Origin of the sequence: Cellulosimicrobium sp. CpK407 (genome assembly GCF_051844275.1) — a bacterium.
In the GTDB taxonomy this organism is placed as follows: Bacteria; Actinomycetota; Actinomycetes; order Actinomycetales; family Cellulomonadaceae; genus Cellulosimicrobium; species Cellulosimicrobium cellulans_G.
Genome location: NZ_JBGNYC010000015.1, coordinates 55,530 through 78,186 on the forward strand (window position 1 = coordinate 55,530; position 22,657 = coordinate 78,186).

A 22,657-nucleotide genomic window follows, 5' to 3' on the forward strand; every position below is an offset into this window, starting at 1 on the left:
CACCATGGTCGAGACACAGCAGGCACGGATCGTCGTGGCCGGGATCGGCAAGCGGTTCGTCCTGCAGCACACCCACACGCTGAAGGACCGTGTCGTGCGCGCCATCGTCCGTCGCGGCGAGAAGCAGTCGTCCGACTTCGTCGCGCTGCACGACGTGAGCTTCGAGGTCGACGACGGCGAGGCGGTCGCGCTGCTCGGTCTCAACGGCTCCGGGAAGAGCACGCTGCTCAAGCTCATCTCGGGCGTGATGCGGGCCGACTCCGGCCGGGTCGGGGTCCGGGGGAAGATCGCCGGCCTCATCGAGGTCGGAGCCGGGTTCCACCCCGACCTGACGGGGCGGGAGAACGTCTACCTCAACGGCGCGATCCTCGGCATGACCGAGGCGGAGATCGACTCGAAGTTCGACGCGATCGTCGCCTTCAGCGAGATCGAGTCGTTCATCGACACCGAGGTCAAGTTCTACTCCTCCGGCATGTTCCTGCGGCTCGCGTTCGCCGTCGCCGTGCACACTGATCCCGACGTGTTCCTCGTCGACGAGATCCTGGCGGTCGGCGACGAGCCCTTCCAGAAGAAGTGCTTGGCGAGGATCCGCGAGCTCAAGGCGAGCGGCAAGGCGCTCGTGATCGTGAGCCACGACCTCAACATGATCGAGCAGCTGTGCGACCGGGCGATCCTGCTCGAGCACGGGCACGTCGTCAGCGACGGGCCGGTCGGAGACGCGATCGCCCACCTGCGAGGAGGAAACGGATGAGTGGACCCGACGTGAGCGAGACGCAGGGCGTGGAGGTGGAGATCGCTGCCGCGCTGACGCGTCGACTAGGGGGACGCGTCGCACGGGTCAGCCTGACCGAGACGGGACGGGGGATCGCGCAGCGGCTGGGGGCCGCGTGGTTCGACGCTGCGGTCCGCAGCCTCGCCCTGGCTCACCCCGGGGCTCCGCTCGAGCTCCTCGTCGTCTCGAGCGAGCACGAGCCCTTCCCCGCCCCGATCGACGTGGACCCAGCCGTCGCCGGCGGCCGCTTCGCCGAGGGCGACGCGGTCGGACGGGTCTCGGTCGAGGGTGAGCCCGGACGCCAGGACGCGGTCGGCCGTACTCTCGTGGTCCCGACGACGACGCTCCTCGACGAGGCGGGCGAGTTCCACTTCCTCCAGCCCGACTCGCTCAAGCGTCGGGTCGTCGGCGGCGTGTACAAGAAGATCTACGAGAAGGCGCCGCTCCTTCTCGACGAGTGGCGTCAGGGGCGCAACACTCGTGTCGAGCACCGGCGTTCGGTCCTCCGCCCCCAGGTCGAGCACCTCTCCACCGCCGGCGGCTCCCCGCTGACGACGGGGGAGGAGCCGGTGGCGTGGATCGCGATGCACTGGTTCGAGTCCGGCGGGGCCGAGTCCTGGGCCGTGCAGTCCGCCGAGCTCGCCGCGGCCGCCGGCTACCGGGTCGTGGTGACCGCGGACGTGGCCGCTCCGCAGCGCCAGCTCGACAGGATGCTCGAGATCACCGACGACGTCTTCGTCGCGGCGAACGCCCTCGCCGAGGAGGACTGGGGCGCGTTCCTCACCGCCCTCGTCCGCACGTACCGGCCGACGCTGCTGCACGTGCACCATTCGCGCCGGGCGTACGCGTTCCTGCCCGAGCTCCGTCACGTGGCGCCGTCCGTGCAGGTGCTGGACAGCACCCACATCGTCGAGCACCGCACGGGTGGGTTCGTCCGTCAGAGCATCGAGCTCTCCGACCTGATCGACGAGCATCACGTGATCTCGCCGGAGCTCCGAGACCTCTATCTGCTCGACTCCGAGGTTGACCGGCGCAAGCTCGTCTACCGGCCCCTGACCTCCGGTGTCTCGCCCGTCCCCGCGGTACGACCCCGGTCGGGCGGCCCGCTGCGGATCGGGTACCTCGGGCGCCTGGCGCCGCAGAAGCGGCCGTTCCTCTACGTCGCGCTCGCCGCACGGCTGCACGCGAAGGCTCCCGCCGACTTCTCGTTCGTCATGCAGGGCAGCGGAGTGCTCGGCGCCATGACGAGCGACCGCATCCGCAAGGAGGGTCTCGAGGGCGTCATCGAGCGGCGCCCCTGGGGGCCCGTCGGCGACTTCATGGACGACGTGGACGTGCTCGTGATCTCGAGCGACAACGAGGGACTGACGCTCACGTCCCTCGAGGCGGAGGAGCACGGCGTCCTCGTGCTGTCCGCGGACGTCGGGAGCCAGCGGACCGTCGTCGCCCCGATGCTCCTCGTCCCCCGCGCGCCCCGTGGCTTCCTCAGCGGTGCGACACAGGCTCTCGTACGCCTGGCCGGAGACCCGGACGCCTACGAGCGCGCACGACGTGAGCAGACCCAGCTCATCCAGGCACTGCACGAGGTCGAGCCGGCCAGCGCGTTCCTCGCGCGACGGCTCGAGGAACTGAAGGAGAAGAACTGATGCGCGTCGCCGCTGTCGTCGTGACCTACAACCGTCGAGCGCTGCTCGAGCAGACGCTCGACGCGCTCGAGGCACAGGACCGGCTGCCCGATCGCCTGGTGATCATCGACAACGCCTCGGACGACGGCACGGCCGAGTTCCTCTCGTCGCGCGAGTTCTCCGTCCCGGCCACCGTGCGCCGGCTCCCGGAGAACACCGGGGGCGCCGGGGGCTTCGCGACCGGGACCGAGCTCGCGTACGAGCTCGGGTACGACGCGATGTGGCTCATGGACGACGACACCGTCCCGCAGGTCGAGGCGCTCGGCGAGCTCGTCTCCGGGCTCGACCGCGCCACGGAGACGCTCGGGTACCTGCCGAGCTTCGCCTGCAGCATGGTCCTGTGGAAGGACGGCTCCCTCTGCGAGATGAACACCCCGGAGCCGACGTGGGACTTCGCGCGCCCGCTGGCCATGGGTGCCGACTTCACCCTGATGAAGTCGTGCTCGTTCGTCTCGGTCCTCATCACGCGAGAGGCCGTGCACGCGGTCGGCCTGCCGAGCGCGAACTTCTTCATCTGGTACGACGACGCGGAGTACACCCAGCGCCTGGCGAAGTACCGCCCGGGGATCTTCCTCCCGTCGTCGAAGGTCAACCACCTCCTCCCGCAGAACCGCGGGGTCAACTTCGGCGACGTCAACGACGGCAACATCTGGAAGTTCGAGTACGGGGTCCGCAACCAGATCGCGTCCGCCCGTGCCTTCCGCAGCCCGACGCTCGCGGCGTCGCTCGTCGAGAACATGACGAAGCAGCTCACCCGGTCGAGCGTGCCGTGGCGGCTGCGCCTGCGGCTGGTCAAGGCGGCCGCGAAGGGCGTGGTGTTCCGTCCCGAGATCGAGAAGCCGAGAACGACGCGATGACGAACGGCGCGGCGGCGTCCGCCTCTCCGGGGGCGGACGTCCCGACGACGGAGATCGGGCACGTCCGTGCCCTCACCGGCGTGCGGATCGTCGCGGCGGTCTGGGTCGTCGTCTTCCACATCCGGGGCAACCTCTACAGCGAGTTCCCCGGGACGGAGTCCTGGGCGGGGCCGCTGCTGTCGCACGGCGAGCTCGGCGTCGACCTCTTCTTCACGCTCAGCGGGTTCGTGCTGGCGCTCAACTACTCGGCCCGGATGGGTCGCTCGATGCAGCGGGTGTCGACGGCGCGGTTCTACTGGGCGCGGATCGCCCGCGTGTGGCCGGTGTTCTTCGTGACGCTCCTGGCGGCGGGTCTCTGGCACGGGCTGATCATGCGTGTCAGCACCGACCCGGTCCCGCCCCGGGACTTCACGGTGCCGAGCTTCCTGCGCCAGAGCTTCCTCGTCGCGCTGTGGACGGAGGGCGACACCGACCGCCTGATGTGGAACGGCCCGGCCTGGTCCGTCTCCGCCGAGGCCTTCGCCTACGCGCTCTTCCCGATCATGGCGCTCCTGTTCCTCCGGCTCGGCCGCTCGCTCCGGGCGACCAGCCTCTTCGTGCTCGCGTTCGTCGCACTCGTCCCGTTGCTGGTCTTCGTCGTCGCGTACGGCACCATGTACTACCCCTGGGCCTGGATGCTCCGCATCCTGTGCTGCTTCGTCGCGGGCGCCCTGGTCTACGAGGGCGTGCGACAGCTTCGGCTCACCGCCCGCTCGCGCGCCGTCGCGAGCCACGCCGCGCTCGGCGTGATCCTGCTGATCCTGGCCTGGCTGTACGGGGTCGACGCTGTCGGCCACCCGGAGCTCGCGCCGCTCGTGACGCCGCTGTTCGTCCTTCTCGTCGGTCTCCTGGCGATCGGCGACCGGCACGTCGTCACGCTCCTGGGCACCCGCTGGTTCGTGATCGGCGGGGCAGCCTCGTACAGCGTCTACATGGTGCACATGCTCCTCATCGAGCCGGTGTGGTGGGCACAGGGCCGGTTCGCGTGGATGGCGCCCGGGACGCTCGGGTCGAAGATCGCGTTCGTGCTGCTGCCGTTCGCCGCGCTCGCCGTGGGCTACGCGCTCTGGCGCTGGTTCGAGGAGCCTGCGCGGCTGGCGATCAAGCGCATGTCGTCGTCCGGGAGGACCCCGCCGCCGGGCCAGGTCGAGCGACCACGCCCGTCCGTCGGCGTACCCACGACGGCGCCCGAGGAGCGGGTCGGATGAGCGCCGGGACCGAGACACCGCGGACGACGTCCGCCGCTGGTACCGGCGCGGTCGCCGCCTCACCGCGGGCAGGGCGGGCCGTCGAGGTCGCGTGGGCGGCCTCGGGGGCGCTCGTCGTGATGCTGCTCGCCCTGGTCCCGCTCGTGCGAGCGCCTCGTTACTACTTCAACGACGACACGCAGATCGGCGCGTACGGGATCTGGTTCCGCATCGGCGAGCTCTTGCGCGAGGGCGGCGGGTTCTCGTTCCTCGAGACGGATACCTGGGCGGCCGGGAACTACTTCGTCGAGGGGCAGTGGGGGCTCCTGAACCCCGTCGTGCTCCTGATCGGTCTTCTGGCGTCCTACGCTCCGGACGCCGTCGTGTTCTCGACCGCGGTGAAGGCGGTCGTGATGGGCGTCGCAGCCGTCGGCGCGTACGGCCTGGTCCGCGACTTCGGGGGGCACCGCCACTGGGCGCTCCTCGCGGGCATCGGCTTCCCGCTGGCGGGGTTCACCTTCTACATGGACGCGACCACCTGGGTGACGGGACTGTTCACCTCGACGGGCATCCCGTGGTTCTGGTGGATGGCGCGTCGCGCGGCCCGCGGTCGCAACCCGGTCGGGATGCTCGTCGCCGGGTATCTCGTCGTGACGGTCGGCTACGTCCACGGCACGATCGCGCTGGTCTTCGTCATCTGTGCCGTGCTGGTCGACGCGATGATCGCGGGCCAGCGGCGGGGCGCTCTCGTCGTCCTCGGCGCGAGCGTCCTGCTCGGGCTCGTCGCCGTGGCGGTCTACCTCCCCGGCGTCCTCTCCGCCGACGTCACGGTGCGCCAGGGAAGCTCGATCCTCAACGACGGCTTCCTCGTCGCCGACCTCAACGGACTTCTTGCCTCCGCGATCTCGACGGCGAGACCGGAGGTCTCGGCCTGGTGGGGCGCGTTCGCCGTCGTCCCGATGCTCTACATCTCCTGGGCGCTCCCGCTCGTCGCGTTCGTCGACGTCCGCAAGATCGTCCGCGACGCTCGGGACCTCGTGGGGATCGGGCTGTTCCTCCTCGTCATGGTCCTGTGGGTCGTCGGGCCGAGCTATGCCGGCCCGCTCCGCATCCCGGTGCGGATGATGCCGTACGTCTCGCTCGCGGCGCTCGTCCTGCTCGCGGTCGTGCTCAGCCGCGCGCTGGTCGCGCGCGTGACCCTCGCGCGGGGCGCGGTCTTCGTGGCCCTCGTCCTGATCGGCGCCTACCTGGCGTTCGTCCAGGTGCCCGGGTGGGGCAGGCCGCTCGCCGTCGCGGTGGCCGTCCTGCTCGTGGTCGGCGCGACGTACTTCGTCCTCCTCCGGACCACCTCCGGGCGGCGCGCACTGCCGCTCGCGCTCGTGGCAGTCCTGGCGACCTCGGCGAACGTCGTGGTGCAGCACCGCTACCAGCCGGACCCACCGCTCGCCGACTTCGGCATGCCGTCGGCCGTGGCCGACTACCAGCGCCAGCTCGAGGGGGTCGAGGAGAACGTGTTCGTCGTGGGCGCCCCGACGCAGGCCCCGGGCCCGGAGGTCTGGGAGGAGACGCTGCTCGCGAACACCTGGTACCTCAATCCGGCTCCGGTGCAGAACGTCTACACGCCCGTGGGGTTCGCGGCGTACTCGGAGACCCTGTGCGTGAGCAACCGGGGGGAGTCGTGCGCCGGCTCGCTCGACGCGCTGTTCGCGGAGGTGGAGGGGACGTCGTCCCCGCTCGTCGACCTCATGGGGATCGGCAACGTCCAGCTCGTCCTGTCGGCGTTCCCGGACGGTGTTCCCACGCCGCCCGCGGGCTGGCACGTCGCGACGACCGGGCACTCGACCGAGCTGTGGACCCGGGACGTCGCGGTGCCCGGACCCGGCCACGTGACCTACGCCTCCGACGGGGTCGAGGTGGTGGAAGAGTCGGTGAGCGACGACGTGACGACGCTCCGCGTGACGGACGTGCCCGAGTCCGGTGGGACGATCGTCCTCAGCCGGATGGCCTGGCCCGGGTACCGCGTCGCCGGCGGTGAGCTGGCGGCACCGACGGGAGACTTCCTCCTCACGGTCGAGCTCGACGGCGACAGCGTCGGCGAGACGGTCGAGGTGTCGTTCCGGCCGCCGGGGTGGACGCTGGAGCTCGGTGGCCTGGTCGTGGCGCTGCTGGGCGCGGTGGGGCTCTGCGCGTTCCAGGGGTTCCGGAGCCGACGGAGCACGACCCCCGCCGGCACCGAGGTGTGAGCGCGGCGGGTCAGTCTCGAGGGCGCATCCGGCGCCCGAGGACGACGTACGCCGCCCGGCGCTGCAGAGCGACGACCTTCGCCAGACGGTCACCGCGGCGCACGTCCTGCTCGGTGATCGTGGCGGGCGCCAGCTCACGCGCCAGGCGGTGGAACTCCGCGGCCTCCTCCGCCTGCTGCCGCATCAGGCGGACGGACCACTGGCTCGCGCTGACGCGGAACGACGCGAGGGACTCGCGCAGTGCGACGACCCGTCCCTGGACCATGACGTGGGCGTACGAGCCGGCGTCGATGTAGTACCGCAGGTCCTGCCACCACCCCGCGCGTCGCAGGGCGTCGGTGCGCATGAGCACGCACGCGGGCTCGCCGAAGAGGTTCGTGCCGGAGCGCACGGTGGCCCGCAGCGCCTCGGCGCCGTCCACGACGCCGTCGAGGTCGCCCAGGCCCCGCGCACGGACGAAGACGTCTCCGCGCGCGTCGACGAGGTCTCGCTGCGACGCCACGAGCACGGCCTCCGGACCTGCCGCGTCGATCGCCGCGACCTGGCGGGCGAGCATGGTGGGGTGCACGAGGTCGTCCCCGCAGACGAGCTTGATGAGCTCACCCCGGGCGAGCTCGCTCACCCGGTTCCAGTTCCTCCGGGCTCCGCCGCCCGCGTCCGTCTGCACGAGCCGCACCCGGGGGTCGTCCGCGAACGCCTGGAGCTGCTCCCACGTGTCGTCGGTGGACGAGTGGTCCGCCACGACGAGCTCGAAGTCGTCGAAGGTCTGGTCCAGCACGGAGCGCATCGTCGCGGCGATGTAGTCGCCGTTGTTGTACGCGGGCACGACGACCGAGACGCGAGGGCTCACGTGGGGGCGTCCTTTCTGCTGTGGCTGTCGGCGGCACCGGTGTCGGCGACGTCGGGGGGCGTGGCCGCCGGCTTCTTGCGTCGGAACGAGAAGCCCTTGTGGCCGAAGTAGCTGATGAGCGCGGTGACGCAGGTGATGAGGAGCTGGGCGGGGATCGGCGCGAGCCCGAAGAGCTCGACGACGAACGGCAGGGCGACGAGGTTGACCCCGAGCGCGCTGAGGTTCACCACCTCGAAGCGAGCCAGGTCGAGCCAGACGTGCCCCGTCACCCGGAAGACGAACTTGCGGTAGAGCACGAACGCGCAGAGCACGGCCGCGACGTGCGCGCAGACGAGGCTCGCCATGTAGCCGAACCGGCCGAGCTGGTCGCGCAGGAGCATCTCGAAGACGACGAACCACGCGGTGCCGATGACGGTGTTGAGGCCGCCCACGATGAGGAACGCGACCCGCTGGTCCTTGACGAGGGTGAAGAGGGGGCCGAGCGACCCGTGCATCCCTGCGGGAGGGGCCGGGGTCGGCGATCCGGGGGCGTCCGTCGTCGGGGGCTCCGGGTCCATGACCATCGGGCGGGGTACCTCTTCTCGGAGCTCGCGGGCGCACCCGAGGGCGGACGGGCTGCGACGACCCAACGACTATAGTCTCCAGCGTGACGAACGAAGACCTCGACGGCGTCCTTCACAAGATCTCCGTCGTCGTTCCCGTGTACCAGGGTGAGCGCACGCTCCCGGCCCTCCTCGAGGAGATCGAGAGGCTCTGCGTCCCGTTCGCGACACCGGCGGGGGCGCAGGCCCAGGTCACCGAGGTCCTGCTCGTCTTCGATCACGGACCCGACGGTTCCGCCGCGGTCATCCGCGACCTCGCCGCGAAGTACGACGTCGTCCGACCCGTCTGGCTGAGCCGCAACTTCGGGCAGCATGCCGCGACCCTCGCCGGGATGGCCTCCTCGGGCGGCGACTGGATCGTCACGCTGGACGAGGACGGCCAGCACGACCCCGCGGACATGGGCGTGCTGCTGGACGCGGCGCTCGCGCAGCGGGCGACCGTCGTCTACGCGGCGCCGACCAACGCCCCTCCGCACTCCGCGTTCCGCAACGTGACGTCCAAGGCGGCGAAGCGCGTGATCGAGGCGCTCGCGGGGGGCACCGACACGTCGCTCTACCAGAGCTATCGGCTCGTTCTCGGGGAGATCGGTCGGTCCGTGGCCGCGTACGCGGGCCCCAGCGTCTATCTCGACGTCGCGCTCGGCTGGGTCGCGGGAACCGTCACCACGGCCCCCGTCGCGCTCCGTGACGAGGGCGAGCGTCGGTCCGGGTACTCGCTGCGGCGCCTCCTGTCGCACTTCTGGCGGATGGTGCTCTCGAGCGGTACCCGGGGGCTGCGGATCGTGAGCGTGCTCGGCGCGGTGTTCGGCGTCGCGGGCGTGGTGGTCGCGGTCGCGCTCGCGATCGCCCGTATCGCGGGCGAGTCCGTCCCTGCCGGCTGGACGTCGCTCATCGTCGTGATGCTGCTGGCGACCGGTCTCATCCTCTTCGCGATCGGTGTGGTCGCGGAGTACATCGGGGTGGCCGTCAACATGGCGATGGGCAGGCCGCTCTATCTCATCGTGAGCGACCCCGCGCAGGGCCCGCTCGGACGCGCACGCGATCGATGAACCGTGCGGGGGGCGCGACGACCCTGGTCGTGGGCGCGGGGGGCCTGCTCGGCCGGGCCGTGACGCGCGAGCTCGACCGCCGCGGGACGTCGTCCGTCCGGGCGCGGGTGCGGTGGGGCGTGCGTGCCGACGCCGTCGAGGACCTCGGGCGCGCTGTCGACGAGCTCCTCCGGACGGCGGGAGACGGCCCCTGGGCCGTGGTCTGGGCCGCGGGAGCAGGGGTCACCGCGTCGACGGCCGACGCGCTCGGTGCCGAGCTCGACGTCATCCGCGACGTGGTGTCCCGGCTGCGGGCGCTGCCGACCGATGTCGCGGCACGGGGTGCGCTCCTCTTCGCCTCGTCGGCCGGCGGCCTCTACGCCGGGAGCGACGACCCACCCTTCACCGAGGAGACCGCGCCGCGGCCGCTGGCGGAGTACGGGCGTGCCAAGCTCGACGCGGAGGACGCCTTCCGTACGCTCGGCGGGGCGGGCACGCGCGTGGTGCTGGCACGCATCGCGAACATCTACGGTCCGGGGCAGAACCTGGCGAAACCCCAAGGGCTCATCTCCCAGCTCTGCCTGGCGCACCACACGGCGCGCCCGATCGGGATCTACGTCCCGCTGGACACGCTGCGCGACTATCTCTTCGTCGACGACTGCGCGGCGATGGTCCTCGACACGCTCGACCGCGCGGCCACCCTCCCGCCGGGGAGCGACCCCGTGGTGAAGATCCTCGCGTCGCAGCAGTCGGTCTCGATCGCGACCCTGCTCGGCGAGATGCGCCGCATCTACAAGCGACGCCCCCAGGCGGTGCTGGCGGCGTCGCCGTTCACCTCTCGTCAGGCGCTCGACCTGCGGTTCCGGTCCCGCGTGTGGCCCGAGCTGGACCACCGCGCGTTCGTGCCGCTCCCGGTGGGCATCGCCGCGACGGGAGCCGACATCGGCCTCGCGCTGCGGTCACGGACGCGAGGCTGAGACCGGGGGACCGGTCGTCTAGAGTGGTCGGTCGGCCGCACGACGACTTGGCAGGAGCAGCGCACATGAAGATGCTGGTGACCGGCGGAGCCGGTTTCATCGGGTCCAACTTCGTCCACCAGAGCGTCCGGGAGCGCCCGGACGTCCAGATCACCGTCCTGGACGCGCTCACCTACGCGGGCGACCGCTCGTCGCTCGATCCCGTGGCGGACCGGGTCCGCCTGGTGCAGGGCGACATCGCGGACACCGACGTGGTGGACCCGCTCGTCGCCGAGCACGACCTGGTCGTGCACTTCGCCGCCGAGTCCCACAACGACAACTCGCTCAACGACCCGTCGCCCTTCGTACGGACCAACGTCGTCGGGACCTTCACGCTGCTCGAGGCCGTCCGTCGGCACGGGGTGCGCTTCCACCACATCTCGACGGACGAGGTGTACGGCGACCTCGAGCTCGACGACCCGGCGAAGTTCACACCGACGACCCCGTACAACCCCTCGAGCCCGTACTCCTCCACGAAGGCGGCGAGCGACCTGCTCGTGCGGGCGTGGGTCCGGTCCTTCGGGGTCGAGGCGACGCTCTCCAACTGCTCCAACAACTACGGCCCGTACCAGCACGTGGAGAAGTTCATCCCGCGCCAGGTGACCAACCTCATCGACGGGGTGCGCCCCCGGCTCTACGGGGCGGGGCTGAACGTGCGTGACTGGATCCACGTCGAGGACCACAACAGCGCCGTGTGGCGGATCATCGACGCGGGCCGGATCGGGGAGACGTACCTGATCGGTGCCGACGGGGAGACGAGCAACCTCGACGTGGTGCGGACGCTGCTCGAGATCTTCGGGCGGCCCTCCGACGACTTCGACCACGTGGCCGACCGCCCCGGGCACGACCTGCGGTACGCGATCGACGCCTCGCGGCTCCGGGAGGAGCTCGGCTGGGAGCCGCGCTACACCGACTTCCGGGACGGCCTCGTCGCGACGGTCGACTGGTACCGGGAGAACGAGTCGTGGTGGCGCCCGGCGAAGGCCGGCGTCGAGGCGACCTACGCCGCGTCCGGGCAGTAGGACGGCAGCTCGCGGTCGGCGGGCGCCCGGGCGCTCAGGCGCCCGTGCCCCGTCGGTCGGCGAGGAAGGACCGCACGGCGTCCCAGGTGGGCAGCAGACCCTGCGCGTGCGCCTCGTCGAACGTCGGGGCCTGGGAGTCCTTGTCCGAGAGCCGCGGGGTGAGGGCACGGCCACGGCGGTCCGTCGTCGGCCACTCGATCGCGAGACCCGGGTCCAACGGGTGGATCCCGTGCTCTCTGCCCGGCGCGTAGGGTGCCGAGCAGAGGTAGGCGACGGTCGAGCCGTCCTCGAGCGAGCAGAACGCGTGCCCGAGGCCCTCGCTCAGGTAGACGGCGCGGCGGTCGACGTCGTCGAGCAGCACCGAGTCCCAGCGGCCGAAGGTCGGCGAGCCGACGCGGATGTCCACCACGACGTCCAGCACCGCGCCGCTCACGCAGGTCACGTACTTGGCCTGGCTCGGCGGGACGTCGGCGAAGTGCACCCCCCGGACGACCCCGGCGGCGGAGACCGACAGGTTCGCCTGCCGGAGGTCGAGGTCGTGTCCGACCGTCGCAGCGAACTCGCTGCCCTGGAACCACTCGAGGAACACGCCTCGGTCGTCGCCGAACTGGCGCGGCGTGAGCTCCCATGCGCCGGGGATGTCGAGCTCTCGGATCTTCACGGTCATCTCTCCGTCGGTCGGGGTCGGGGCTCGTCGTCCGTCGCTCGTTCGCCGGTGGGAACGGCTCTGCCCAGCCGCTCCGCGAGGAGGAAGACGCCGAGCGCGGCGAGCGATCCGGTGACGAGCACGGTCAGCGGGGTCGGGGCGAGGACGTCCCACCACCAGCGGGGGTCGCCGTCGAGGTTCGCCACCGGCGTCTCGATGCCGACGGTGAACCTCCGGATCGTGGTGAACAGTGCGACGGCCGCAGCGAGCGCCAGCGCCACCGCTCCGGTGACGCCTTGTGCCCGGGTCCACTCGACCTTGCCGCGGGCGGTCGCCACGGTGAGGACGCCGACGAGCAGGACGAGCACGGGCAGGAGGTAGCGAGGCTGGACGAACGAGCCGGGGAGCACCCCCGACTGCTGGTGCAGGAGCGTCGGCATGCCCCACAGCGCGCCGAGGGCGACGACCGCCGCGACCAGGGTCCGGGGCGTGGCCTTGCCGAGGCCGAGGAACACGGCGGCGGAGAGGACGGCCCAGACGAGGACGGGGACGAGGGCCGGGAGGGGGACGTCGAACCAGCCGAGGCCCCATCCGCCGACGGCTCCGATCCACAGGTCCGGGACCTCGAGCACGGTGCGGAAGGTGTCCCACACGCCGAGCGGCGGTCCTCCGGGTCCGTCGCTGAAGCCGCCGCTCACCTGACCGCCCTGCGTCGAGCTCAGGTAGAAGAGCGCGCCGACCGCCGCGATGACGGCGCCCGCCACGGCCGGGACGACGAGGCGGCGGTCGCGGCGGAGAGAGAGGATCGCGACGATGCCGACGGCGAGGCACGCGTAGACGCCCGCGTCGCCTCGTGCCCCCGCGCCGAGGAAGCCGGCGAGCACGGCGAGCAGGGCCAGCCCGATCTGGCGGCGGCCCTCGACGAGCGTGCTCGCGTAGAGCGCGAGCCACGTCACGCCCGCCGCGAGGTACGCCCACGAGCTGGGGTTGGTCGACGGGACGACGAACAACCCGAGCGGGACCGCCGTGACGGCGAACGGCAGGACGGCGCTGCGCCGGAGCGGCCGCGGGACCAGGGCGGCCACCCCGGTGACGAGCCCGACGAAGAGGAGCGCGTTGAACCCTCGCATGAGCAGGACGGACGTCTCGACGTCGGTCGACGCGAACGCCGACATCGTCGCGTAGAAGACCGGGGGATAGAGGTGCACCGTGTTGACGCGGTCCGTCTCGACGAGCTCGGTCGAGTCGGACCAGCAGGACGCGTCGCGTGCGGCGTCCCGGGCGTAGCAAGGCTCGCCCGCGACCGCTGCCGGGACGAGTCGCGTGAGCTCCTCGGAGCCCTGCTCGCACAGGCCGTCCCGCTCGCCGAGCCCGCACCAGATCGACGGGAGGTGGAAGTCGTCGTCGGGGCTCGAGCCGACCGGCGTGGCGAATCCCCATGCGAGGAGGGCGACCAGGGCGAGGAGGGGGAGCGCGACCCAGGTGGTCGTCCGGCGGGCGCGGGAAGGTCCGCCGATCTCAGGGGTCATGGTTGGTCATCCTACGAGACCGGGGCCTCCACTACGCTCGTCTGGTCATCGCCCACAGGATCGGAGGTCGCTCGTGCACTGGTTGGTCACGGGAGGGACGGGCATGCTCGGCACGGACCTCGCGGGTCGGCTCGCCGAGCGGGGGGAGCAGGTGTGGGCTCCGTCGTCCCGGGAGCTCGACGTGCTGGACGCCCGGAGCGTGGAGGACGCGGTCGCCGCGGTCGACGTCGTCGTCAACTGCGCCGCGTGGACGGACGTCGACGGCGCGGAGCAGCACGAGTCCGACGCTTTCGCCGTGAACGCCCTCGGTGCCGGCGTCCTCGCGCGAGCGTGCGCCCGTGCCGGGCGCCGCCTCGTCCACATCTCGACCGACTACGTCTTCGCGGGCACGGCCGACGCGCCCTACCGCGTCGACGACGCGCCGACGCCCGTGTCCGCGTACGGGCGGACGAAGCTCGCGGGCGAGTGGGCGGTCCTTGCGGCGTCTCCGGCGAACCTGGTGGTGCGCACGGCGTGGCTCTACGGCGCGCGGGGCGCCTGCTTCCCCCGGACCATCGCCCGGCTCCTGCGCGAGCGCGGTGGGGTCGACGTCGTGGCCGACCAGGTCGGCCAGCCCACCTGGACGCGGGACGTGGCCGAGGCCGTCGACCGCCTCGTGGTGACCGGCGCCCCCGGCGGCGTGTACCACGCGACGGCGAGCGGCGCGTGCTCCTGGTTCGAGTTCGCGCGCGCGGTCGCGGTCGCCGCCGGCCACGACCCCGAGAGCGTGCGGCCGACGACCAGCGAGGCGTTCGTGCGTCCGGCGCCGCGTCCTGCGTACTCGGTGCTCGACCACGCGCCCCTGGCGGCGGTCGGGGTGCCCGTGATCGCCCAGTGGGAGGAGCGGTGGCGGACGGCCGCCGCCGAGGTCCTCGCGGGCTGACGGTCGGCGCAGCCGCCGACCGTCGTCGTCAGGGTGCGAGGAGGCCGAGCAGATAGCTCCCGTAGCCGGACTTCACGAGCTTCTCGGCGCGGGTGCGCAGCTCGTCGTCGGTGAGGAAGCCCCGGCGCCACGCGACCTCCTCGGGCGAACCGACCTTCAGGCCCTGCCGGTTCTCGATCGTACGGACGAAGTCCGACGCCTCGAGGAGGGAGTCGAAGGTCCCGGTGTCGAGCCAGGCCGTGCCGCGGGGCAGCACCTCGACGTGGAGCCGCCCCTGGCGGAGGTACTCCGCGTTGACGTCGGTGATCTCGTACTCGCCCCGGGCCGACGGCTCGAGGTCGCGGGCGATCGCCACGACGTCGTTGTCGTAGAAGTACAGTCCGGGCACCGCGTAGCTCGAGCGTGGGTGCTGCGGCTTCTCCTCGAGCGAGAGGGCCTTGCCGTCCTCGTCGAACTCGACGACACCGTAGGCGGTCGGGTCGGAGACCCGGTAGGCGAACACCGCGCCGCCGTCGAGGCCCTCGAACCGCGAGAGGCGCGTACCGAGGCCCGGGCCGTAGAAGATGTTGTCGCCCAGGACGAGCGCCGCGGAGTCCGACCCGATGAAGTCCGCACCGAGGACGAACGCCTGCGCGAGCCCGTTGGGCTCCGCCTGGACGGTGTACGAGATGGAGATGCCGAACTGCGAGCCGTCGCCCAGCAGCCGACGGAACTGCTCGGCGTCGTGCGGGGTCGTGATGACGAGGACGTCGCGGATGCCCGCGAGGATCAGGGTCGACAGGGGGTAGTAGATCATCGGCTTGTCGTAGACCGGCACGAGCTGCTTGCTCACACCGAGCGTGATCGGGTGCAGTCGCGTGCCGGAGCCGCCGGCCAGGATGATTCCACGCATGGGCGCCATCCTCCCACGCGCGCGATCTCGACGGGCTCGTCTCGCTCAGGCCGGCACGTGCCCGTGCACGACGAACTCGTTGTAGATGAAGTACCGGCCCGTCCAACGAGGGAACGGGAAGGACCGCGACCCGTCCACGACGACACCGAGCGCGTCGAGCGCCTGCGCGATCCTCCGGTCGTCGACGAAGTCGGTGTGGGTGGGGTCCGACGCGAAACCGCGCTCCTGGGGGCACACCACGAGCACCCGGGCGCCCGCCGCGAGCCGCTCGACGTACGGGCGCAGCATCTCGACCTGGCTGCCCTGCTCGACGTGCTCGAGCACGTGCGAGACGAGGAGGGCGTCGAAGGGCGGGAGCCGCCCGTCGGCGCTCGCGTCCAGGAAGCCCTCGGGGGTGAGTGCGTCCATCCCGAGGCTCCGGCAGAAGGCGACCGACGCGGGGTTGTGGTCCACCCCGAGGCTGCCCGGGGAGAGGTGGCGGAGGTTGCGCCCGATGCCGCACCCCAGGTCGAGCGTCCGGCGCGCCCCCAGGTGGTGTCGGACGATCCACCGGTACGGGGCCTGCACGTGCAGGATCCGCTTCCAGCGGGCGCCCTGGAGCTCGCGCAGACGACGCGTGTACTCGGCGTCCTCCGTGCTCGCGGCGCGTGCCGTGGCGTCGCCCGGCCCGCTGGGTACGGGGTCTGCGGCCGGCTGGTCGTCGGGTCGGGTCACGGGCACCTCGCTCGGGGTCGCACCTGTCCTCGATCCGCCCACGATAGCCGCGCGGTCTCTCCGAGGGGAGACACCACCAAGGCGGTCAGGCCGGCGTCACCTGCTCCTGGGCGAGGAGCCGACGAAACCGCTCGGGGTCGGAGCCCAGAGCCGTCGCGGTGGCGGGGGAGACGAGGACGACGGACCCGTCGGCAGCCCAGGTCGCGAGCACCCGGCGCAGGATCGAGGCCGTCGCCGGGTCCCCGTTGTCCCCGTCCCCGGAGGGCGGCGTCGGGGACAGGAGCTGCCGACCGCCGGCGGCCCGGTCGACCAGGTGCGCGTGGTCCCACGACGAGGGGGGTGCGGAGAGCGCCTCGAGCCCGGGCTCGACCGCGGGCGCCCAGCCGATCCGGTCGCCGTAGGTCATGACCGCGGACGCGGCGTCGGTCGCCCCCGCCGGGAGGTCGCCGTCGAACCGGCGGGCGAGCGCCGGCAGCGTGACGGCGACGAGCTCGGCGCGCGTCCCGGTCCAGCGGTCGGGGCGCGTCGTCACGACGACGTCCGGTCGCGTGGTGCCGTCGTCCGGCATAGCGTCGTCCTCGACGGGCGCGAGCACGACCGTCGTTCCGACGCGCCATGCGGCGAGCGCCCAGACGACCGTGCGCCAATGGACCGGAAGGTCGAGAACGACCCGCGTGCCGGGGCCGGCGTCGAATTCTTCGACGAGAAGGTTGGTCGTCTTGTTGACCCAGTTCTCGAGCACCGCGCCGGAGAGCTCGACGCGCTCGCCGTCGTCGCCGTACCACGTGAGCCGCGGTCGGCCGGGGTCTCGCGTGAGGAGACGCAGCAGGTCAGCGACGTGCGTGGGGCGGTCGTCGCGCGGGGTCGGGGGATGGGGAGCGGTCACCATGGACACCACCCTAGAGCGCTGATATCGCGTCCCGACATGTCGGAATTTCACCCCTCGCCTCCTCGTCGCTATCACATTTCGGCTTGACGCCCGCGGACGACACGCGTGTAATTTCTTCAATGCAGTTTCCGGCGGGGTTCTCGCCACGAGGCCCGGCGAACGGCATGAAGGGGCGCACGATGTGGAACATGCTGGACGGGACGGGAGGGGCTTTCCCCTCCGACGCTGAACGAGAGGTGGAGCGCGTGGCACCGGTGCTGCCGCTCTTCGGCGAGCCGGTCGACGACTCGCTCATGGGTTGGCAGGAGCGGGCGCTCTGCGCCCAGACGGACCCGGAGGCCTTCTTCCCGGAGAAGGGCGGGTCCACGCGCGAGGCCAAGAAGGTCTGCACGGGCTGCGAGGTCCGCGCGGAGTGCCTGGAGTACGCGCTCGAGAACGACGAGCGGTTCGGCATCTGGGGCGGCCTCTCGGAGCGGGAGCGCCGCAAGCTCAAGCGCCGCGTCGTCTGACGACGAGCGTCGCCCGGTCCGGATCGGCCGCGTGCCGCACCGGGCCGCCTCGTGACGGGGTCACGACACCCCGCCACACCGGGGCGCGCAAATGCCGCGCCCGGAGCCGTGTCCGTCGCATGATCGACGGGACATGACTTCCTCCGACCTCACCACGTCCGCGCGCAGCGCCCGCCCCGGCGACGTCACGCCGGGGGCGGCCGCGCGTGCCGCTGCGGTGCCGGGCGTCGTCGCGGCACCCGAGATCGTCGCTGCCGTCACCGGGGCGCTGCCCGTCGTCACGACCGTCACCGCAGTCGTCGTCACGCGCGGGAGCACGCCGTTCCTCGCGCAGACGATGGCCGCCCTGCGCGCCCAGACGACGAGCCCGCACGCGGTCGTCGTGGTCGACGCCGCCACCGGTGACGCGACGCGCGAGCACCAGGGGCTCCAGCTCGGCGACGCGCGGTTCGTCGCTGCTCCACGCGCCCGCTCGTTCGGGGACGCGGTCGACGCCGCGCTCGCGCACGTCGAACCGGGCACGTGGCTCTGGCTGCTCCACGACGACTCGGCGCCCGCTCCCGACGCGCTCGCCGAGCTCCTGCGCGCGGTCGAGCACTCGACCGCGGTCGCGGTGGCGGGACCCAAGCAGGAGCGGTGGACGGTCGGCACGGGAGCCGAGCCCGCCGCGCCGTTCGAGCCGGGCACGGCGAGCCGCCTCGTCGAGGTCGGCGTCACGACGACGCCGCTGGGGCGCCGCATGACCGGGATCGACGACGACGAGATCGACCAGGGCCAGCACGACGCGCGCGACGACGTGCTCGCCGTCGGGCTCGCGGGCGCGCTCGTGCGCCGCACGGTGTGGCTCGAGCTCGGCGGGACCGACCCCGAGTACGGCCCGTTCGGCGACGGTCTCGACCTGTGCCGCCGGGCACGGCTCGCCGGGCACCGCGTGATCGTCGTGCCGTCCGCGGTGGTGCGGCACGCCCAGGCGTCGCTGCTCGGTCTGCGGGACCGGCGGCGCGGGGCGACCACGCTCCCCGCGCCGGACCCCGGCTCGTCCTCCGCCGCGCGGCGCCGGTCGCAGCTGCACGCGCGACTCGTCGGGGTCGCGGCACCGTGGCTCCCGTTCGTCGCGCTGGCCATGATCCTCGGTGCGCCGTTCCACGCCGCGTACCGGTTGCTCGTCAAGCAGCCCGGCCACGCGCGGGACGAGCTGCTCGCGCCGCTGTGGGCGCTCGCCCGGGTCGGGCCCGTGTGGCGCGCGCGGCGCGCGGCCCGACGGACCCGCAGGCTCCCGCGCGGTGCGCTGCGCCCGTTGCGCGGCACGTGGCGCGAGGTGCTCGCCGAGCGGCGCGACCGTCGTCTGGCGCGGGCGGAGCAGCGGCGCACCGCGTGGGCCCCGACCGACATCGAGCGGCGCGAGCTGCGCGCGCTCGCGCTGCGGCGACGGGCGGGGCTCGCTGCGACGGCCGTCGCCCTCGTGGCGTACACCGCCCTCGTGTTCGGCCCGCTCGCGGGGGCGCTGCTCGCCGGCGGGCGCCTCGTCGGCGGCTCGCTGCTGCCGGCGACGGGCACGCTGGGCGACGTCTGGCGTGCCGCGACGACCGGGTGGGTCTCGACCGGCCTCGGGGCACCCGCCCCGGCCGACCCCTACGTCACGGCGCTCGTCCCCGCCTCGCTGCTCGCGGGGGGCGCGACCCAGACCGCCGTCAACCTGCTCGTGCCGGCCTGCTTCGTCGCCGCGGGTCTGGGCGCGTGGTTCGCCGCGGGCGCCCTGGTCCGCTCGGTCCCGGCGCGCGCCTGGGCCACGCTCGTGTGGGTCGCCGCGCCGGCCCTGCTCGCCGCCGTGGGCGCGGGCCGGGTGGGCGCCGTGCTCGTGCACGCCACGCTGCCGTGGCTCGCGCTCGCGGTGGTCCGCGCGCTCGGGCTCCAGCGTGTCGACACGGTCGCGCCGGCCGCGCCCGACGCCGCGCGTCCGGTCCTGCGGCGCGAGCCGGGGTCGCTCGCCGCGGCGGCGACCGCGGGCCTGCTCTTCGCCGTCGTCGTCGCCGGCTCGCCCGTCCTCCTCCCGGTCGGCGTCCTCGTGCTCGTGGTGGTCGCGGTCGGGGTGCCCGCGCACCGCCGCTACCTCGCCCTCGTCCCCGTCCCGGCCCTCGTGCTCTTCGCGCCGTTCCTCGTGCACGTGGCGAGGACGGCGGGCGACGGCGGGTGGCGCCTCCTGCTCGCCGACCCCGGTGCGCCCGTCGCGGCCGCGGCCGCGCCGCCGTGGCAGCTGCTCCTCGGTCTGCCGGTGTCGCCGGGCGCGTGGTTCGGGCTCGACGGCTCGGGCGCCGTCGACCTGCTCGCGCGGTGGGCGCCGTTCGCCGCCGGGGCGGTCGTCGTGACGCTCGCCGCCGTGGCCGTGCTCCGCGGGCGCCGCCTCGCCGTCGGCGCGTGGTTCGTCGCGGCGATCGGCCTCGCGACGGCGATCCTCGCCGGCTCGACCGTCGTCGGGGCGGGCGCGTCGCCGGACGCCCCCGTGACGGGCTGGCCCGGCGCGGGCACCTCGCTCGCGCTCCTCGCGCTCCTCGGCGCCGCGCTCGTGGGTGCGCCCCGACTGCCCGACGGCGGCGCCCCGCCCTGGCGGTCCGGTGCCGTCGTCGCGCTCGGCCTCGTCGTCACGCTGCTCCCGCTGGGCACCGCGGCGTCGTGGACGGCGGGCGTCCTCGACCGGGACGACGCGCGGGTCGGCGACGTCCGCGCGACGACCCAGCCCGTCGTCCCGCCGGTCGGCCGCCAGATGCAGTCCTCCCCGCGCCAGGCCCGGGTGCTCAGCCTCGAGATCGGTCCGGGCGGCGTGGTCGAGTACGCGGCGCTGCGCTCCGACGGCCCGCAGGCCGTCGACTCCTCGGTCGTCGTCGAGGCGTGGCAGGCCGCGGACCCCGGCGCGACCGAGGGCGAGCTGCCCCGGGTGGTCGCCGACCTCGTCTCCGGCACGTCCGCCGACGTGAGCGACGGCCTCGGGCGCCTCGGCGTGGGCGCCGTGCTCCTGCCGGCGTCGGCGGAGCAGGACCAGGCGCGCGCGGAGCTCGTGGCGCGGCTCGACACGGTGCCCGGTCTCGAGCGCATGACGGAGGGGCAGTCGGGGCTGGTGTGGCGCGTGGCGCCCGACGGCCTCGACCCCGCCTACGCGCGGGTCGAGTCGTCCGCGGGGTCACAGCCGCTCGACGCCGACCGCCAGGCGCTGCGACCGGTCGACGCGGTCGTGCCGGCGGGGGCCGAGGACCGCGTGGTCGTGCTCGCGGAGGACGCCTCGCCCGGGTGGCGGGCGACGCTCGACGGCCGACCCCTGGAGGCCGTCGACCCGTCGACCACCGGCGGGCTCCAGGCGTTCGCCCTGGGAGGCGCGGACGGTCGGCTCGAGGTGTTCCACGCGGCCGATCACCGGTCGGGCTGGATGACGGCGGCAGGGATCACCCTGCTCGTGTACGTGCTGCTCGCGGTGCCGGTGCGGCGTCGTCGGGCGGGGACGAGGTAGCGCGGTGACGACGGAGAACGAGACGGGCGAGGGCCGGGCGGCGGCGGACGGGGCGACCGCCGGGACGTCCCGCAGCCGGCGGCGCGGGGTGGTGCGCCGGGTCACGACGACGGGCGCCGGCCTGGTCGGGATGCTCGCGGTCGGCGCCGTGGCCGCGTTCGGGAGCACGGGTGCGACGCTGGTCCCCGCCGCGCCGCCCCCCGCCGACCCGGTCGAGCGGGTCGCCGTCGAGCCGGCCCCGGAGGTCACGGTCTGCCCGGGGCCCGCGCGCCTCACCGACCCGGAGACGGTCGGCGACGCGCAGTTCGGTCCCGCGCCGGTCGGCACCGAGAGCAGCCTGCGCGCGGTCGTGGCGGGCGCCGGGTCGGCCGAGATCGGCGCGTTCGACGGCACGGCCGCGCGCACCGGCGCCCGGGCGCTGGATCGCGCCTCCGACGCCGACGTCACGGTGAGCACCGTCGAGGACCCTGGCGCGGGCAGCGTCCTGACCGTGCGCCCGGGCGAGGGGGCGGCGCCGCGGGTCGCGGCGTCGGTCGGGTCCGTGACGACCGCCGGCGACCTGCGCGGCCTCGCCGCGGCGAGCTGCGCGCGGCCCGGCATCAGCCAGTGGCTCGTGGGCGGGAGCACCCAGATCGGCAGCAGCACCCAGCTCGTGCTGCAGAACCCGGGGCTCACGCCCGCCGTCGTGCAGGTCGACGTCTGGGGCCAGGGCGGGGCCGCGGTGCTCTCCGGGGGCGGGCAGCAGCTCGTGGGCCCGGGCGAGGAGGTCGTGACGCTCGTCGAGGCGGCCGCCCCCGAGCAGCGGCGTCTCGTCGTGCACGTCGCGGCGACGGGCGGGCTCGTCTCCGCCTACCTCCAGCACTCCACGCTCGACGGGCTGGTCCCGCTCGGCGTCGACTACGTCGTCCCCGGCGCGGACCCCGCGCACGACCTGGCGCTCGCGGGCGTCGCGAGCATCGGCGAGGCCGTCGACGACCCGCACGCGCCGCAGCTCCGCCTCCTCGCCCCCGGCGACCAGGCGGGGACCGCGCAAGTGACGGTCTACGGGGCGGACGGGCCCGTCCCGCTGCGCGGCGTGGAGGACGTCGCCCTCACGCCGGGGGTCGTCACCGACGTCTCGCTCGGGGGGCTGCCCGCGGGGTCGTACGCCGTGGCCGTGCACGCGGACGTCCCCGTCGTCGCGGGGGCGTCGGTCGACCGGCGAGGCGAGGCCGACCCCGACCTGCTGCACGAGGAGCGTCAGTACGACCGGGCGTGGATCGCCGCGCGGGCGCTGGTGCCCCCCGCGGAGGACGCCCCGGCCGTGGCGGACGACGCGCGGGCCGGGCAGGTCGCGCTCGTCCCCGGCACGACGTCGGTCCTGACGCTCGCGGCAGTCCCGGCGACGGGCCCGGCGGAGGACGGCGACGACGCGACCGGACGCCTCGAGCTCCGCGTCCGCGCCTACGACGAGGACGGCGCCGAGGCCGGGACGACGACCGTGGCGCTCGCCGCCGGCACGACGCAGACGCTCGACCCGTCCGCGCTGGTGGCGGAGGGATCCGACGCCACGGTCGCGGCCGTGACGGTCGACGTCGTCGGTCCGCGCGGGGACCTGGAGCCGGTCTGGTCGGTCACGGCGAGCGCGGGTCACCCGAGCGGGGACGACGGCGACGAGACCCCGAGCCTGCTCTCGGTGCTCCTGCCCGTGGCCGACGTCCCCGCGCCCGGTACCGTCGCGGTCCGTGCCTCGGGCACCGCGGGCCTCGGGGGCTAG

General features: G+C 73.5%; 19 protein-coding genes. 12 read left to right on the forward strand and 7 right to left on the reverse strand.

The window, feature by feature from the left end; translation table 11 throughout:
- Positions 1-4: 4 nt before the first annotated feature.
- The 5 genes from ABWU78_RS09010 to ABWU78_RS09030 are packed head-to-tail and all read left to right on the forward strand — an operon-like array spanning position 5 to position 6,783.
- On the forward strand, positions 5-751 hold the full coding sequence (locus tag ABWU78_RS09010) for an ABC transporter ATP-binding protein (RefSeq protein WP_253053187.1): 747 nt from the start codon (positions 5-7) through the stop codon (positions 749-751).
- Complete coding sequence (locus tag ABWU78_RS09015) at positions 748-2,418, forward strand: glycosyltransferase (protein WP_253053189.1); 1,671 nt, start codon at positions 748-750, stop codon at positions 2,416-2,418. Before ABWU78_RS09010 ends, ABWU78_RS09015 begins: the two co-directional genes overlap by 4 nt.
- Positions 2,418-3,314 carry a glycosyltransferase family 2 protein gene (locus ABWU78_RS09020; protein ID WP_253053191.1) on the forward strand — a complete coding sequence of 299 codons (897 nt, stop codon included), beginning with the start codon at positions 2,418-2,420 and terminating at the stop codon, positions 3,312-3,314. Before ABWU78_RS09015 ends, ABWU78_RS09020 begins: the two co-directional genes overlap by 1 nt.
- Positions 3,311-4,561: an acyltransferase family protein gene (locus tag ABWU78_RS09025; RefSeq protein ID WP_439158149.1), complete on the forward strand. Its 1,251-nt coding sequence runs from the start codon at positions 3,311-3,313 to the stop codon at positions 4,559-4,561. Before ABWU78_RS09020 ends, ABWU78_RS09025 begins: the two co-directional genes overlap by 4 nt.
- Positions 4,558-6,783 carry a hypothetical protein gene (locus tag ABWU78_RS09030; RefSeq protein WP_439158150.1) on the forward strand — a complete coding sequence of 742 codons (2,226 nt, stop codon included), beginning with the start codon at positions 4,558-4,560 and terminating at the stop codon, positions 6,781-6,783. The genes ABWU78_RS09025 and ABWU78_RS09030 overlap by 4 nt, the downstream gene beginning before the upstream one ends.
- A gap of 10 nt (positions 6,784-6,793) precedes the next feature.
- On the opposite strand, the gene ABWU78_RS09035 is transcribed toward ABWU78_RS09030, so the two are convergent.
- Positions 6,794-7,633: a glycosyltransferase family 2 protein gene (locus tag ABWU78_RS09035; RefSeq protein ID WP_439158151.1), complete on the reverse strand. Its 840-nt coding sequence runs from the start codon at positions 7,631-7,633 to the stop codon at positions 6,794-6,796.
- Entirely contained in the window at positions 7,630-8,196 is a 567-nt protein-coding gene (locus ABWU78_RS09040) for a GtrA family protein (RefSeq protein ID WP_253053199.1), read from the reverse strand. The genes ABWU78_RS09035 and ABWU78_RS09040 overlap by 4 nt, the downstream gene beginning before the upstream one ends.
- Positions 8,197-8,279: 83 nt before the next feature.
- Here ABWU78_RS09040 and ABWU78_RS09045 point away from each other — a divergent pair, with 83 nt between their 5' ends.
- The 3 genes from ABWU78_RS09045 (at position 8,280) to rfbB (ending at position 11,301) form a co-directional block, all read left to right on the forward strand.
- Positions 8,280-9,284 (forward strand): glycosyltransferase, encoded by a 1,005-nt coding sequence (locus ABWU78_RS09045; RefSeq protein WP_253053201.1) that lies wholly within the window; start codon positions 8,280-8,282, stop codon positions 9,282-9,284.
- Positions 9,281-10,240, forward strand: coding sequence for an NAD-dependent epimerase/dehydratase family protein (locus ABWU78_RS09050; RefSeq protein WP_439158152.1), 960 nt, complete (start codon positions 9,281-9,283; stop codon positions 10,238-10,240). The genes ABWU78_RS09045 and ABWU78_RS09050 overlap by 4 nt, the downstream gene beginning before the upstream one ends.
- Before the next feature lie 65 nt (positions 10,241-10,305).
- The gene (gene rfbB, locus ABWU78_RS09055) at positions 10,306-11,301 is read left to right on the forward strand and encodes a dTDP-glucose 4,6-dehydratase (protein ID WP_253053205.1); all 996 of its coding nucleotides are present in this window, start codon (positions 10,306-10,308) and stop codon (positions 11,299-11,301) included.
- A gap of 34 nt (positions 11,302-11,335) precedes the next feature.
- Here rfbB and ABWU78_RS09060 read toward each other — a convergent pair whose 3' ends face one another.
- Positions 11,336-11,962, reverse strand: a complete 627-nt coding sequence (locus ABWU78_RS09060) for a dTDP-4-dehydrorhamnose 3,5-epimerase family protein (RefSeq protein ID WP_253053207.1) — start codon at positions 11,960-11,962, stop codon at positions 11,336-11,338.
- A 2-nt stretch (positions 11,963-11,964) separates the two neighbouring features.
- Positions 11,965-13,476 (reverse strand): DUF2142 domain-containing protein, encoded by a 1,512-nt coding sequence (locus tag ABWU78_RS09065; RefSeq protein WP_353708699.1) that lies wholly within the window; start codon positions 13,474-13,476, stop codon positions 11,965-11,967.
- Between the two features lie 73 nt (positions 13,477-13,549).
- Between ABWU78_RS09065 and rfbD the strand changes: the two genes are divergently transcribed.
- The gene (gene rfbD / locus ABWU78_RS09070) at positions 13,550-14,398 is read left to right on the forward strand and encodes a dTDP-4-dehydrorhamnose reductase (RefSeq protein ID WP_353708700.1); all 849 of its coding nucleotides are present in this window, start codon (positions 13,550-13,552) and stop codon (positions 14,396-14,398) included.
- A 28-nt stretch (positions 14,399-14,426) separates the two neighbouring features.
- Here the strand turns inward: rfbD and rfbA are convergent, their stop codons facing one another.
- From rfbA to ABWU78_RS09085, 3 genes are all read right to left on the reverse strand, one after another.
- The gene (gene rfbA / locus ABWU78_RS09075) at positions 14,427-15,290 is read right to left on the reverse strand and encodes a glucose-1-phosphate thymidylyltransferase RfbA (RefSeq protein WP_353708701.1); all 864 of its coding nucleotides are present in this window, start codon (positions 15,288-15,290) and stop codon (positions 14,427-14,429) included.
- Between the two features lie 45 nt (positions 15,291-15,335).
- Positions 15,336-16,004, reverse strand: coding sequence for a class I SAM-dependent methyltransferase (locus ABWU78_RS09080; RefSeq protein ID WP_353708702.1), 669 nt, complete (start codon positions 16,002-16,004; stop codon positions 15,336-15,338).
- Between the two features lie 85 nt (positions 16,005-16,089).
- Entirely contained in the window at positions 16,090-16,893 is an 804-nt protein-coding gene (locus ABWU78_RS09085; protein WP_439158153.1) for a TIGR03089 family protein, read from the reverse strand.
- A 179-nt stretch (positions 16,894-17,072) separates the two neighbouring features.
- Here ABWU78_RS09085 and ABWU78_RS09090 point away from each other — a divergent pair, with 179 nt between their 5' ends.
- The 3 genes from ABWU78_RS09090 (at position 17,073) to ABWU78_RS09100 (ending at position 22,657) form a co-directional block, all read left to right on the forward strand.
- A complete protein-coding gene (locus ABWU78_RS09090) occupies positions 17,073-17,402 on the forward strand; it encodes a WhiB family transcriptional regulator (RefSeq protein ID WP_275892227.1) in 330 nt (109 codons plus the stop codon).
- Positions 17,403-17,535: 133 nt separating this feature from the next.
- The gene (locus ABWU78_RS09095) at positions 17,536-20,901 is read left to right on the forward strand and encodes a glycosyltransferase (protein WP_439158154.1); all 3,366 of its coding nucleotides are present in this window, start codon (positions 17,536-17,538) and stop codon (positions 20,899-20,901) included.
- 4 nt (positions 20,902-20,905) lie between these two features.
- The gene (locus ABWU78_RS09100; RefSeq protein WP_439158155.1) at positions 20,906-22,657 is read left to right on the forward strand and encodes a DUF5719 family protein; all 1,752 of its coding nucleotides are present in this window, start codon (positions 20,906-20,908) and stop codon (positions 22,655-22,657) included.